The 456-nt window shown below is 47.4% G+C and carries 1 pseudogene; it reads left to right on the forward strand.

Annotation, left to right across the window (positions count from 1 at the left end):
• Nucleotides 1–420 (forward strand): annotated as a pseudogene (locus tag K5Q58_RS20915) (phosphoenolpyruvate carboxykinase (ATP)); the annotation flags it as partial.
• Nucleotides 421–456: the final 36 nt, after the last annotated feature.

The following is a 456-nucleotide window of genomic DNA, read 5'->3' on the forward strand; positions in this document are numbered from 1 at the left end:
GAAACCGCATGGCACCAGTTATTTGCCCGTAACCTGTTTATCATTCCTGAAGAATTTAATGTTGCTGATAAGCCAGTTTGGCAGATCATCAACGCACCTGGATTTGAATGTGTTCCCGAGCGTGATGGCACTCACTCAGATGCGACTGTTATTCTTAACTTCGCCGAGCGTAAAGTCCTACTTGCAGGCCTTAAGTATGCTGGTGAGATGAAGAAATCAATGTTCTCAGTGCAGAACTTCCTACTACCAGCAAAAGGCGTGCTACCAATGCACTGCTCGGCTAACGTAGGTAAAGATGGCGATACCACACTCTTCTTCGGCCTGTCAGGTACAGGTAAAACCACACTATCAGCCGATCCTAAGCGTTTCTTAATCGGTGATGACGAACATGGTTGGGCACCGGGTGGTGTTTTCAATATCTAAGGCGGATGTTACGCAAAGTGTATCGACCTGGGC

This window comes from Shewanella sp. KT0246 (assembly GCF_019654955.1).
Taxonomy (GTDB): domain Bacteria; phylum Pseudomonadota; class Gammaproteobacteria; order Enterobacterales; family Shewanellaceae; genus Shewanella; species Shewanella goraebulensis.